Source organism: Ferrigenium straubiae (assembly GCF_051257895.1).
Classification (GTDB): domain Bacteria; phylum Pseudomonadota; class Gammaproteobacteria; order Burkholderiales; family Gallionellaceae; genus Gallionella; species Gallionella straubiae.
On the sequence record NZ_CP194331.1, the window covers coordinates 2,191,600 to 2,204,906 of the forward strand.

Here is a 13,307-nt window from a genome sequence, read left to right on the forward strand (position 1 = left end):
GAATGAATTATCGGACACCGGAAGAAACGGCAACCGGGACGGCTCTCGACGCCCTCTGCATCAACACCGTCCGCACCCTCGCGATGGATGCCGTGCAGCAGGCGAACTCCGGCCATCCCGGCACGCCGATGGCGCTGGCTCCGGCAGGCTACGTGCTGTGGACGCGATTTCTTCGCGCTAATCCCGCCAATCCACACTGGTTCGATCGCGACCGTTTTGTGCTATCGGCGGGGCACGCTTCGATGCTGCTCTACGCACTGCTGCACCTGTGTGGCTACGACCTGCCGCTCTCCGAGATCAAACGCTTCCGCCAGTGGGGCTCGAAAACTCCGGGGCATTCCGAGCATGGCGTGCCGGGCGTCGAGGCAACCGCGGGCCCGCTCGGCCAAGGGCTGATGAACGCCGTCGGCATGGCGATGGCCGAAGCACACCTTGCCGCGGTTTACAACCGGCCGGGACACGGGATCGTCGATCACCGCACCTTTGTCTTCTGCAGCGACGGCGACCTGATGGAGGGCGCATCGCACGAGGCCGCCTCGCTCGCCGGGCATCTCGGGCTCGGCAAGCTGATCGTCCTCTACGACGACAACCATATCACCATCGAGGGCGACACGAAGCTGGCCTGCTCCGACGACGTGGCGAAACGCTTCGAGGGCTACCACTGGCATGTACAGAACCTCGGCGACGCCGCAAACGATCTCGCCGCTCTTGAGCAGGGTTTTGCGAATGCCGTCAACGAAACTGAAAGGCCCTCGCTCATCATCCTGCGCTCGCACATCGGCTACGGGGCACCGCATGCCCAGGACACCGCCAAGGCGCATGGCGCGCCGCTCGGCGAGGAAGAGGTAAAGGCGGTGAAGGATTTCTACGGCTGGCCGCGCGACGCAAAATTTCTCGTGCCGGAAGAGGCGCTCGCACACATGCGCAAGATGGTTGCCAGAGGGAGCCGGCTCGAAGCGGAGTGGCAGGAGAAGTTCGCCGCGTACCGCAACGCGCACCCGGAACTCGCCGCGACTTTCGAAGCCGCGCTGCGGGGGGCGCTCCCTGACGGGTGGGATGCGGACATTCCGGAGTTCTCGCCCAAGGATGGTCCGATGGCGACGCGCTCCGCATCGGGTAAGGTGCTGAACAGCATTGCAAGCAAATTGCCGTGGCTCATCGGCGGCAGCGCCGATCTCGCGCCTTCCACCGACACGCTGATCAAGGGCTCCGGCGACTTCGGGAAAGGCAGCTACCAGAACCGCAATATCCACTGGGGCATCCGCGAGCACGCGATGTGCGCCGCGTCTTCCGGGATGGCGCTGCATGGAGGCGTGCGGCCGTATGCGGGAACCTTCCTGATCTTCACCGACTATGCGCGCCCGGCGATCCGCCTTGCCGCGCTGACGGGGCTGCCGGTCATCTACGTGATGACCCATGATTCCATTGGATTGGGCGAGGACGGCTCGACGCACCAGCCGGTTGAGCATCTCGCGGCGCTGCGCGCGATGCCCAACCTCTGCGTGATTCGCCCGGCCGACGCCAACGAGACGGCATATGCCTGGCGCGCGGCGATGGCACGAACGAGCGGGCCGACACTGCTCGCGCTATCCCGTCAGGCGCTGCCGGTGTTCGACCGCGCGAAGCTCGCGAGCGCAGCGGGCGTGCTGCGCGGCGCCTATGTCCTGTCGAAGGAGAAGAAGAAAGAGCCTGACGTCATCCTGATGGCGAGCGGCTCCGAAGTGCAGCTCATCGTGGAAGCGCAAGGCAAGCTGTGGAGTGAAGGCATCGATGCCAGAGTCGTCAGCATCCCGAGTTTCGAGCTCTTCCGCGCGCAGCCGGAAAGCTACCGCGCGGAGGTTCTTCCACGGTCAGTGACGGCGCGCCTCGCCGTCGAAGCCGGGTCTTCGTTCGGCTGGTGCGAGTGGGTGAATCACGGCGACGTGCTCGGCCTCGATCGCTTCGGTGCAAGCGCCCCCGGCGAAGAGAACTTCCGCCAATTCGGGTTTACCGTCGAGCATGTCGTCGAGCGCGTGAGGCTCCTCATCGCCCGCCTGTGAACATGCACGAAGATGTCCTGAGAGTCTGCTTCGAGGAAGCGCAGCCCCTCACAGTGGTGGAAGAAGGACGACAGATTCGTCACGGGAACATTTCAACCTCGCCCCGGACTACACCGCGACTTTGCAGAGCAGTATGGTGTCTCCGAGCAGGGAGCGCAGGTTACCCAAGGCGTAACCGCATCTAGGCTGCCATGCTTGGGGTGGCGGTTTGTCGGCCATTGCTGCCATAAAAGGATAGAACGCGTTATGTCTGTTCTGTGCAGCTAAAAGGAGATACTTAACTCGCCACAACGCCCAGCAGTAGCAGTGCCCATGCAGACACTACGGCGCCCATCACTGTGTGCGTAATGGCTGCGGCAGCCGTTTCTTCGCGCATGTGACAGAGGGTATACACTCCGTGATAAATTAAGCTGCATGAAGCCGCCAAGGCCATGAGTACAATGACGGCATTGAACGCAAAACTTGGTACCAGCAATCCTATAGAGGAAAGCCACAGCGGAGTCGGTGTGATGCCGGCCAGCATGTAGGCATAGTGTGTCGATATCTGCGCCTCTTGAACTGCCACGACTTGGCCGATGAACCAGCCCATGCCGAGTATGGTAAGCATCTCGGCGAAGAAGAAAACGATAGCAATCGTTCCCCACGGTTTGCCTCCAAACCCAGCGGCGAATGCATCGCCGTAGTGTGTCCCCGCATAGTAAAGCAGTAGCGGCGGCAGCGCGGAAAGCGGCAGTACCAGGGACAAGAACAAGCTTGCCAGAGAAGTTGGGGGCTTTTCCAGATGGGGCCAGCTATTCCTTGGCGTCAGGATCATTTTGGGAATCGACAGAATGTTCATGAGAAGCCTCCTTGCATGAAGTTGAAAGCGATTTTGAGTTACGATGTATCATATGATGATTATATCATGTTGTGATACGTTAGACGATGAAGAGAGTGTTGTCAAGAAAATCTGCCGTCTTTGGGCAAAAACATTACTATGAAAAAAACCGATTTCGAAAAGCTGTCGCATTTCCGCTATCGCCTGCGCTGTTTCTTGCGCTTGAGTGAAGATTTGTGTCAGACGCATGGGGTGACGTCATTGCAGTATCAATTGCTATTGCACATCAAAGGGTTTCCCGGGCGTGAATGGGCCACCATCGGAGAACTGGCCGAACGGTTGCAGGCCAAACATCACGGTGTTGTAGCCCTGGTTGATCGTTGTGAGAAGGCTGAACTGGTCAAGCGTGTTGCCAGCAAGGATGATCGCCGCCAGGTTGCAATATATCTCCGGCCAAAAGGTGCGCGACTTCTTGATTTACTCGCCGCGCTGCATCAACCGGAGCTTCAGTTACTCCGGGAAGAATTCAATTTGCCGAGTTGGGGCAGTGCCGCCAAATCTGATTGAATTTCGCCTTCAGCTTGGGTGAATTGCCGATCAAATCGGTGATCTGTCTCCTTGATAGGCGGCTGTTCACGGTGACGAGAGATAGCTTTGGGTTGCGCGGACTTAATCGACGGTGCGTGTCACTGGCCGCTATGGCCTGCGGATTCAACCCGTCGATGCAACAAGTTGGTTAAATCGTTCAGCCGGTGTTTCGTAGTTTAGCGTCTTCCTTGGACGTTCATTTAGCTTCCTCGCCACGCCATTTAGCTGTGCTTGCGTGTATCCGGAGATGTCCATCCCTTTTGGGAAGTACTGTCTCAACAATCCATTGGTATTTTCATTCGTCCCGCGCTGCCAAGGATTCTGAGGGTCACAGAAATAGACCTTGATGTCGGTCGCCAAGGTAAAGCGCTTGTGGTCCGCCATCTCCTTACCTCGATCCCACGTCAGCGATTTGTAAAGTTCCTGCGGCAGCTTGTGAGCATGTTTGATCAATGCATTTATGACGGTCTCGGTATCTTTTCCTGCCACCTTCACCAACATCACATAGCGTGTCTGGCGCTCAACAAGTGTCGCAATCTGGCTACTTAAAGTCCCACACAGCAGGTCGCCCTCCCAGTGGCCTGGCACTGCCCGGTCTTCTGCCGTGGCCGGACGCTCGCTAATCGATACCGCATCGGTGATTCGGCCATGATTATCCGTCTTCTGCGTATGATGCCGCGAACGGCGCATGACTCGCGTGCGCCGCAGGTGGGCCAGAAGTTCCTTCTTCAATGCGCCTCTGGCCTGGATGTAGAGGCTGCGATAGATGGTCTCGTGTGACACCTGATAGTCCTCGTCATCTGGATAGGTGCATTTTAGCCATCCGGCAATCTGCTCCGGTGACCATGCCATTTTCAGTTTGCCTGCCACGATATGTGCCATCGCGCGGTTCTTCACCAGTTTACAAGGTTGGGGGCGATGCGCACGCTCCCAGGCAGCCTGGTCGGCCTGGCTTGCGCGATAGCTCTTTCGATCACCGTTACGTTCGATCTCTCGACTAATTGTCGAAGCGGCACGGCCAAGCTTCTTGGCGATAGAGCGGATTGAATCCCCTGCAACGACTGATCGAGAGATTTCTTCACGTTCAGACAAGGTTAGTGCCAGTCTCGAACGACGTCGAGGAATCGGCCGAATGCCGCCGGCCTCAGACAAAATTCGCTCGATTGATGAATGGTATCGATCAAACAGCTGCGCGATCTGCTGAAGGGAATCGCCTTTCTGCCAGCGATCCCACATCAGCGCCTTCTGGGATTCAGTGTAATGAATGCGAGGTCTTTGTTTCATCTGCAACACTCCTTTCGCTTTCGCAAAGTTTAGTGTGTTGCATCGACGGGTTGAATCCGCACCGACATTCTGCCATTACCATTTAGACCAAATATAATTCATTGATATGAACTGCCGCCCCCACTGCGCCGCCTGCTGCATCGCGCCTTCGATCAACTCGCCGCTGCCGGGCATGCCGAACGGCAAGCCTGCCGGAGTGCCGTGCGTGCAGCTCGACGAGGATCTGCGCTGCAAGGTGTTCGGTAGGCCGGAGCGCCCGGCCTTTTGCGCCGGGCTGCAGCCGTCCGTCGAGATGTGCGGCGAGACGCGCGAGCACGCGATGGGCTGGCTGTCGCGGCTGGAGCGGTCGACGAGCCCGCAGGTATAATCCTGCCCTTCGACAGGCTCAGGGCGAACGGCCTTTTTATAACAACTGGATTCCGGCCTGCGCCGGAATGACGAGACTTCATGGACATTGCACTGCTCACCAAGGCCGCCATCCTCGGCATCGTCGAGGGCCTCACCGAATTCCTACCGGTCTCTTCGACCGGCCATCTCATCATCCTCGGCGATCTGCTCGGCTACAACGACGAGACCAGCAAGGTGTTCAAGATCGTGATCCAGCTCGGGGCGATCCTCGCGGTGTGCTGGGACTACCGAGAGCGGCTGGCGAAGATGGTGGCGGGGCTGCCGAGCGACAAGCCTTCGCAGCGCTTTGCCGCGATGCTGTTCATCGGCTTCCTGCCGGCGGCGGTGCTGGGGCTGATGTTCCATTCGACGATCAAAGCGCTGCTGTTCAACCCGATCACCGTCGCGACCGCGCTAGTCGTGGGCGGCTTCATCATTCTTTATGTGGAGAAGCGCACCTACCATCCGCGCATCAATTCGGTGGACGAGATGCGCTGGCCGGACGCACTCAAGGTGGGCTTCGCGCAGGCCGTGGCGATGATCCCCGGTACCTCGCGTTCCGGGGCGACGATCATGGGCGGGCTGATCTTCGGCCTTTCGCGCAAGACGGCGGCGGAGTTTTCTTTTTTCCTCGCGATTCCGACGATGTTTGCCGCGACCGCCTACGACCTCTACAAGAACTGGGCGCTGCTGCACGCCTCCGACCTTCCGGTGTTCGCGGTGGGTTTCATCTGTTCGTTCGTCGCCGCGATGTGGGCGGTGAAGGGTTTCATCCGCTTCATCTCGAACCACACCTTCGTGGTGTTCGCGTGGTACCGCATCGTGTTCGGATTGATTGTATTGCTGACTGCCTACACCGGCGCGGTGAGCTGGTCGGCCTCATAGAAAATACGGGTAAAAAAAACCAGCCATAAGGGGGTGGCTGGTTAATGTCTTAACGGGATTAAGACACACGCTCAGGAGGGGAGCCGTGTGGATGCATGATGCAAGACTGACCCTGGAAAAAATATCGGCCAATGCTTAAATTTTCATAGGGAAACCTATAAAACGCCTAGGAATTTTCCTACGGGGAGCACCTATTACACTGTACAAAAAAAGCCGCCGGATCGTCCGGCGGCTTTTTCATTTCAACCGTACAGGCTCAATCAAACTTGAGGTTTGCCTTCAGCCACAGGTTGCGCCCCATTTCGTTGACGCGCGTGGTTTGTGTGAAGCCCGTCACCATCGCGCCCGCCCGGCTGATATGCTCGGCGTATACGCGGTCTGCCAGATTGTCCACGCCGGCACTGACCAGTACGCTCTTGCTGGCGCGCCAGCTGGCGTTCAGCGACAACACACCAAAGCCTGCAGTGCGGCCAATATCCTGTCCGGCGATATTGCCCTGATTGGCCACGAAGCGATCCTGTGCGGCAACCATGCGCAACAGGCCGCCGATATTACACGTACCGTTGTCATAGGCTGCGCCCAGACGTCCTTCCAGCGGTGAAATTTGCGCAAGAGCAGTGCCGTCGGTGTCGTTGCTGCCACGCACATAAGCCAGCGAGCCGTCCACCTTCCATTGCGGTGCAAATTGCCATGCCGCGCTGGCTTCGCCACCCCAAGTGGTGGCAGAAATATTGCGTGTCATCGAGACGGCATATTGGCCCATACCGCAGGAACTTGCCAATCCAACCAGCGCGTTTGCCGCAGTTGTTTTGCATGCCGACTCGATCAGGTTGAAGTCGGTGATCTTGCTGTAGAAACCCGACAGTGAGCCGGAGATGTCGCCCTGTTTATATGTCATGCCGACATCCAGCTGGGTAGTTTTTTCCGGGCGCACTGTATTGAAGGCGCTCAACGTGGTCGCGGTGTGCTTGTAAAGCAATTCCCAGTAATCAGGAGATCTTTCCGTGTGACCCAGTCCCGCATAAAAAGTGCCGGCATTACCCAGCACATCCCGTTCATAACGGGCGAAGCCGCTCGTTAGTGTGTCGCTGCGCGCAAGGTTTGCGGTGGGATTGGCCGCTGCCGCCGCCATGCCTCTGGATACCGTGGCGCGCTTATCCTGCGCCTTCCACCAGTCGGCGCGCAGGCCGCCGACGATGCGTGCATCGTTGCCGAGTTGATGCGTAACCTCACCGAATAAGCCATGATTCTGGAAGTTGGCATCCTCAATGCGCGCTTGCAACGTGTAATCTCCCATGTAGCCAGGGGCTGCACCCGTGCGGCCGGTATGCACATTGGATTGTGCGTCCAGGCCCAGCTTGAGTTGTGTTGCATCAGAGAAATTCAGCGTACCGGCAATCCTCCCGCCCGTAGTGGTGCGATCCGGATTCATCGCGGCCATCATGCTGGCCGGATTGCCGCCTGCGCGCAGGCTGTAGCTATCCATGACATGGTCAATGTAGTTGCGGAAAAATTGTGCTTCCACCTTGCCCAGCAAGCCGTGATCCGGGTTCTTCCAGTCAGCCTTCAGGCCAACGTTGTCGCGTGCGAACTTTGAACCGTCCACCGTACGATCGGCATATGCCGCATGGCCATCGCTCCTGGCCATCGATAATTCGATGCGTGTGCCGTCGCTTGGGGTCAAGCCAATGGCAGCATTGGCACTCCAGCGCGAGTAGGCGGAATGAACGCTGACGCCATTGCCATCCTTGTAATCGCCAGCACGCGAATTGGTCGCTATAGCCCGTGCGTACCAGTCCGGCGAACCGCCCTGCACGTCGCCCATCAGGTCGGTGCGGCCAGAGCTGCCCGTCGTTGCGCTGCCGTCAAAACCGGCACCGGTATCGCTGCGGCGCGTAATGTTGCGTTCAAATAATACGGTGCCTGCGGAGCTGCCGGGGCCGTAAATCACCGTCTGCGGGCCTTTCAGCACCGTGATCTTGTCGTAGGAAGACGGGAATATGTAGGCAGTGGGCGGATCCATGCGCCCGCTGCAGCCGCCCAGAATCTGTTCGCCATCCAGCAGGATGTTCAGGCGCGAACCCGCCATGCCGCGAAATACTGGGTCGCCGTCTGTGCCGCCTTTGCGGATCACCGAAAAGCCGGGAATGGTCTTCAGGTAGTCCGCCCCGTCATGCGCCGGGATCGGCTGGCGCGGCTTGCGCGGGTCGGTTGTTACCACCAGCGGCTGTTCCATTGCAGGCGCAGTAACTACCACTTCCGGCAAGGTTGATTCGGCTGCAAATGCACCGGGCGTAAACGCCAGCGCGATACAGAATGTGATTTTCTTCAATTGCATGGTTCTTCTCCCTGAATTTTTATAGAGCCCCGCAATTTTCGGCCAAGAATTTTCTTCTGGGAATGTGGCATATTGCCGCGCGTCAAAATGCCGCACTCCTCATGTTTGCTTGTTTTCAGCTTGGTGCGCGCAAAAAATCCGTCCCGGTGTCATAATTGCGGGAGTCAATCACTCGCATGGAGATAGAACAAATGGCAAGAATGGTGCATTGCGTGAAACTGGGCCGCGAAGCGGAGGGGCTGGATCGTCCGACTTACCCCGGCCCGCTGGGTCAGCGGATTTTCGAGAATGTTTCCAAGGAGGCTTGGCAGGGCTGGATCAAGTTCCAGACCATGCTGGTGAACGAGAACCGTCTCAACCTTGCCGATGCGCAGGCGCGCAAGTTTCTTGCCGCGCAGATGGAGAACTACTTCTTCGGCGAAGGCACACAGATGCCGCAAGGGTACGTACCGCCCAAGAGCTGATCATCCCCTGCCTTGGCCAAGAAATTCGCCCCGCAGCAATTCCTTAACCGCGAGCTCGGCCAGCTTGAGTTCAACCGGCGCGTGCTGGCGCAGGCCGAAGACGCGTCCGTTCCGCTGCTGGAGCGGTTGAAGTACCTGTGCATCGTCAGCAGCAATCTCGACGAATTCTTCGAGATCCGCGTGGCGGGGCTGAAGGAGCAGATCAAGCTCGGCGGCATCGCCGTCGGAGCGGACGGCATGACCGCCAAACAGACGCTCAAGCTGGTGTGCGAACAGGCGCACCAGCTCATCGAGCGGCAATACCGGCTGTTCGATACGGACATCGTCCCCGCGCTCGCCGCGCAGGGCATCCGCTTCATGCGCCGCACCCAGTGGAACGAGGTGCAGCAGGCCTGGGTCAAGGATTTTTTCATGCGCGAGGTGATGCCGGTGTTGACCCCGATCGGGCTCGATCCGGCGCATCCCTTCCCGCGCGTGCTCAACAAGAGCCTGAACTTCGCCGTGGAGCTGCAGGGCAAGGATGCCTTCGGCCGCAACTCGGCGCGCGCCATCGTGCAGGCGCCGCGCGTGCTGCCGCGCACCATCCTGATGCCGCCGGAGATCAGCGGCTGCGCACACGGCTTCGTGTTCCTCTCCTCGATCCTGCATGCGCATGTCGGCGAACTGTTTGCCGGCATGGAGGCGCTCGGCTGCTACCAGTTCCGCGTCACGCGCAACAGCAACCTGTTCGTGGACGAGGAGGAAATGAAGAACCTGCGCCTCAGCCTGCAGGGTGAGCTGCCACAGCGCCACTTCGGCGACGCGGTGCGCCTCGAAATCGCCGACACTTGTTCGCCGCAGATCGCCGAATTGCTGCTCAAGGAATTCAATCTCGCGCCGGAGGACCTGTACCGCGTGCACGGGCCGGTGAACCTGGTGCGGCTCATGGAAATCCCCAATCTGGTGGCGCGCGACGACCTGAAGTTTTCCGCATTCGCACCCGGCGTGCCGCCGGTGATCCAGAAAAAGGGTGCGGACATGTTCAAGGCGATCCGCAAAGGCGACATCCTGCTGCACCACCCCTTCCAGTCGTTCAAGCCGGTGATCGATTTCATCCAGCAGGCCGCCAGCGATCCGGGCGTGGTCGCGATCAAGCAGACCGTGTACCGCACCGGCGCGGACTCCGCACTGATGGAGGCGCTGATCGGCGCGGCGCGGCGCGGCAAGGAAGTGACGGTGGTGGTGGAGTTGATGGCGCGCTTCGACGAGGAGGCCAACATCAACTGGGCAACCCGCTTGGAAGAAGTGGGTGCGCATGTAGTGTACGGCGTGGTCGGTCACAAGACTCATGCCAAGATGCTGATGGTGGTGCGTCGCGAGGACGGCAGGCTGCGCCGCTACGTGCATCTCGGCACCGGCAATTACCATCCGCGCACCGCGCGGCTCTATACCGACTTCGGCCTGTTCACCTGCAACGAGGAAGTTTGCGAAGACGTGAACGAGGTGTTCAGTCAGCTCACCAGCCTCGGCAAGGCGCGCAAGCTGCACCACCTGTGGCAGTCGCCGTTCTCGTTGCACAGTGAGGTGCTGCGCGCCATCCAGAACGAGACCCGCCTCGCTAGGGCGGGCAAGCGCGCCCATATCATCGCCAAGATGAACGCACTGCTCGAACCGGAAACCATAGTCGCACTATATGAGGCCTCGCAGGCGGGCGTGAAGGTAGACCTGATCGTGCGCGGCGTGTGTGCCTTGCGCCCCGGTGTGAAAGGACTGTCGGAAAATATCCGCGTGCGTTCGCTGGTCGGGCGTTTCCTGGAGCACACGCGCATCTTCTATTTCTGCAACGACCTGAAACACGACGTGTACCTCGCAAGCGCGGACTGGATGGACCGGAATTTTTTCCGCCGCATCGAGGTGTGCTTCCCGGTGCTCGACAAGAAGCTCAAGAAGCGCGTGATCGACGAGGGGCTGAAGGTTTACCTGCAGGATAACTGCCAGTCGTGGGACATGGATGGCGAGGGGCATTACCGGCGCAAGAAACCGCGCCGCGCGGCGCTAAAGTGCGCACAGGACAGATTGCTGGCGCAGCTCGCCAGCCCACAGGTCAAAGCGGTCCAGAATTAGCCTTTGTGTTTTTTCGGGCGGCCGGTCCTGATCTTTTCCAGCCCGATCAGGGTGCGCTTCAACTGCGCCGCATTCATGGCACATAGCGCCTTCAGGCCGGCGCGCAACACTTCGCTTTTCTTCACGTGCAGCCCGGCCTTCAGGCAGGCCTCCTTGATCTCGGCGATCTTGCGGTACTCGCCCTGCGGCATGGTGAAGCTATCGCGCACCACCTTCTCCTTGTGCTCTTTCCTGGGTTTCTTCTCCGCCTCTTTTGCCGGTGCCTTCTTCAACGGTGCCTTTGTTGCAGCGGGTTTTGCCGTAGCCGTTGTGGCCTTTTTGGTTGTCCTGGTTGTCATGTCATTCCCTTAGGGTTAAAGTGACGATAACAGTGTATACGGTATATGCTGACAACGAAAAATAATATTCGTCGGAGGCCATGGTGGACCTGATTCTGTGGCGGCATGCGGAAGCGGCGGATGGCACACCCGATGACACCCGCGAACTCACCGCGAAGGGCGTCAAGCAGGCCGAGAAGGTCGCGGCCTTTTTGCATGGCCATTTACCCGAACATGCGCGCATCCTGGTCAGCCCGGCGGCCCGCGCGCAGCAGACTGCCGCGGCGCTCACCAAACGCTACACCCTCGCGCCCACCATTGCGCCCGGCGCTTCCGCGCAGGATGTCCTGCAGGCGGCGCACTGGCCGGATGCGGGTGGCACGGTACTGGTGGTCGGGCATCAGCCGACGCTGGGCGAAGTCGCGGCGCAACTGCTGGGTTGCAACGGCTATTCGCTGAACATCAAGAAGGGCGCGCTGTGGTGGTTCAACCGGCGCGAACGCGAGGGAGCGGCGCAGACCACGTTGCGCCTGGTTATCGGGCCGGATTTATTATGAGAATTTTTTCTGAACTTGGGAGGGCACCATGTTTGAATCAGCCGAACTCGGCCACAAGATAGACAAGGAGACCTACGACAAGGAGGTGCCGCAGCTGCGCGAGGCATTGCTCGAAGCGCAGATCGATCTGGCGAAGCTAGCGAAATTCCCGGTCATCATCCTGGTCGGCGGCGTGGATGGCGCGGGGCGCGGCGAGACCGTCAACCTGCTCAACGAATGGATGGACCCGCGCTTCATCCAGACCCACGGTATGGGCGAGCCGTCCGACGAGGAACTCGATCGCCCGATGATGTGGCGCTTCTGGCGCGAGCTGCCGCCCAAGGGCAGGATAGGCGTGTTCCTCGGTTCCTGGTACACCTGGCCGATCCTCAACCGGGTGGCCGGGCGCACCAAGACTGCCGACCTCGACCAGAGCCTGGAGCGCGCCAGGCGTCTGGAAACGATGCTGGTGGAAGAGGGCGCGCTGATCCTTAAGTTCTGGATGCATTTGTCCAAGGAGAAGCAGGAGAAGCGCCTGAAGCTCCTCGAAAAAGACCCGAAGACCCGCTGGCGCGTCACCGAGCGTGACTGGGAACATTACAAGATGTACGAAAAGTTTCGCGTCGTGAGCGAAAGCGTGATGCGCCACACCAGCACGGCCGAAGCGCCGTGGACTATCGTCGAGGGTTACGATCCGCGCTACCGCAGCCTGACCATGGGCAAGATCATCCTGGACGCCATCCGCAAGCGCCTGGATGAGGCTGGCAAAAAGGTGACGGAGATTTCCGCGCCGCCGCCGCTCCCTTCGATCGACAAGCTGCATATCCTGAAGACGCTGGATCTCGACCAGAAGATCGACAAGAAGAAATTTGAAACCGAGCTGGAAAAATATCAGGGCAAGCTCGCGCTGCTCACGCGCAGCGCGAAGTTCAAGGATATCACCGTTCTCGCCATGTTCGAGGGCAACGACGCGGCCGGAAAAGGCGGCGCGATCCGCCGCATCACCGGCGCGCTGGATGCGCGCCAGTACAACATCGTCCCGATCGCTGCACCCACTGAAGAAGAGCGCGCGCAGCCCTATTTGTGGCGCTTCTGGCGGCACGTCCCGCGGCGCGGGCGGGTGACGATCTTCGACCGCTCGTGGTATGGCCGCGTGCTCGTCGAGCGCGTCGAGGGCTTCTGCTCGAAGACCGACTGGATGCGCGCCTACAGCGAGATCAACGACTTCGAGGCGCAACTGGTGCGCCACAATATCGTGGTGGTCAAGTTCTGGCTTACCATCAGCAAGGCGGAGCAGCTAAGACGCTTCAAGGAGCGCGAAAAGATCGGCTTCAAGCGCTTCAAGATCACCGAGGAGGACTGGCGCAACCGCAAGAAATGGGAAGAATACGAGCATGCCGTGTGCGATATGGTGGACCGCACCAGCACCGAAATCGCGCCGTGGACGCTGGTCGAGGCCAACGACAAGAATTTCGCGCGCATCAAAATCCTGAAGACCATGTGCCGCCAGATCGAGGCGGCGATGAAAAAGAAAAAGGAAAAATAGGTT

The 13,307-nt window shown here is 59.5% G+C and carries 12 protein-coding genes; 8 read left to right on the top strand and 4 right to left on the bottom strand.

Annotated features, from left to right (window positions below):
- Positions 1-2 precede the first annotated feature (2 nt).
- Entirely contained in the window at positions 3-2,039 is a 2,037-nt protein-coding gene (tkt, locus tag ACRRNM_RS10590) for a transketolase (RefSeq protein ID WP_435628187.1), read from the top strand.
- Between the two features lie 277 nt (positions 2,040-2,316).
- Here tkt and ACRRNM_RS10595 read toward each other — a convergent pair whose 3' ends face one another.
- Complete coding sequence (locus ACRRNM_RS10595; RefSeq protein WP_435628188.1) at positions 2,317-2,877, bottom strand: Yip1 family protein; 561 nt, start codon at positions 2,875-2,877, stop codon at positions 2,317-2,319.
- Between the two features lie 138 nt (positions 2,878-3,015).
- Between ACRRNM_RS10595 and ACRRNM_RS10600 the strand changes: the two genes are divergently transcribed.
- On the top strand, positions 3,016-3,423 hold the full coding sequence (locus tag ACRRNM_RS10600; protein WP_435628189.1) for a MarR family winged helix-turn-helix transcriptional regulator: 408 nt from the start codon (positions 3,016-3,018) through the stop codon (positions 3,421-3,423).
- A 144-nt stretch (positions 3,424-3,567) separates the two neighbouring features.
- Here ACRRNM_RS10600 and ACRRNM_RS10605 read toward each other — a convergent pair whose 3' ends face one another.
- Positions 3,568-4,728, bottom strand: a complete 1,161-nt coding sequence (locus ACRRNM_RS10605; protein WP_435626700.1) for an IS30 family transposase — start codon at positions 4,726-4,728, stop codon at positions 3,568-3,570.
- Between the two features lie 106 nt (positions 4,729-4,834).
- Here ACRRNM_RS10605 and ACRRNM_RS10610 point away from each other — a divergent pair, with 106 nt between their 5' ends.
- Entirely contained in the window at positions 4,835-5,095 is a 261-nt protein-coding gene (locus ACRRNM_RS10610; RefSeq protein ID WP_435628190.1) for a YkgJ family cysteine cluster protein, read from the top strand.
- 80 nt (positions 5,096-5,175) lie between these two features.
- Positions 5,176-6,000 carry an undecaprenyl-diphosphate phosphatase gene (locus ACRRNM_RS10615; protein WP_435628191.1) on the top strand — a complete coding sequence of 275 codons (825 nt, stop codon included), beginning with the start codon at positions 5,176-5,178 and terminating at the stop codon, positions 5,998-6,000.
- A gap of 256 nt (positions 6,001-6,256) precedes the next feature.
- Here ACRRNM_RS10615 and ACRRNM_RS10620 read toward each other — a convergent pair whose 3' ends face one another.
- Positions 6,257-8,338 (bottom strand): TonB-dependent copper receptor, encoded by a 2,082-nt coding sequence (locus ACRRNM_RS10620; protein ID WP_435628192.1) that lies wholly within the window; start codon positions 8,336-8,338, stop codon positions 6,257-6,259.
- A gap of 191 nt (positions 8,339-8,529) precedes the next feature.
- On the opposite strand from ACRRNM_RS10620, the gene ACRRNM_RS10625 reads away from it, so the two are divergent.
- Both ACRRNM_RS10625 and ppk1 read left to right on the top strand, forming a co-directional pair.
- The gene (locus tag ACRRNM_RS10625) at positions 8,530-8,802 is read left to right on the top strand and encodes an oxidative damage protection protein (protein WP_435628676.1); all 273 of its coding nucleotides are present in this window, start codon (positions 8,530-8,532) and stop codon (positions 8,800-8,802) included.
- 12 nt (positions 8,803-8,814) lie between these two features.
- Positions 8,815-10,905 (top strand): polyphosphate kinase 1, encoded by a 2,091-nt coding sequence (gene ppk1, locus ACRRNM_RS10630; protein ID WP_435628193.1) that lies wholly within the window; start codon positions 8,815-8,817, stop codon positions 10,903-10,905.
- On the opposite strand, the gene ACRRNM_RS10635 is transcribed toward ppk1, so the two are convergent.
- The gene (locus ACRRNM_RS10635; protein WP_435628194.1) at positions 10,902-11,243 is read right to left on the bottom strand and encodes a hypothetical protein; all 342 of its coding nucleotides are present in this window, start codon (positions 11,241-11,243) and stop codon (positions 10,902-10,904) included. The two genes, ppk1 and ACRRNM_RS10635, sit on opposite strands and share 4 nt — an antisense overlap.
- Before the next feature lie 80 nt (positions 11,244-11,323).
- Between ACRRNM_RS10635 and sixA the strand changes: the two genes are divergently transcribed.
- Both sixA and pap read left to right on the top strand, forming a co-directional pair.
- Complete coding sequence (gene sixA, locus ACRRNM_RS10640; RefSeq protein WP_435628195.1) at positions 11,324-11,779, top strand: phosphohistidine phosphatase SixA; 456 nt, start codon at positions 11,324-11,326, stop codon at positions 11,777-11,779.
- 28 nt (positions 11,780-11,807) lie between these two features.
- Positions 11,808-13,304, top strand: a complete 1,497-nt coding sequence (gene pap, locus ACRRNM_RS10645; RefSeq protein ID WP_435628196.1) for a polyphosphate:AMP phosphotransferase — start codon at positions 11,808-11,810, stop codon at positions 13,302-13,304.
- Positions 13,305-13,307 lie beyond the last annotated feature (3 nt).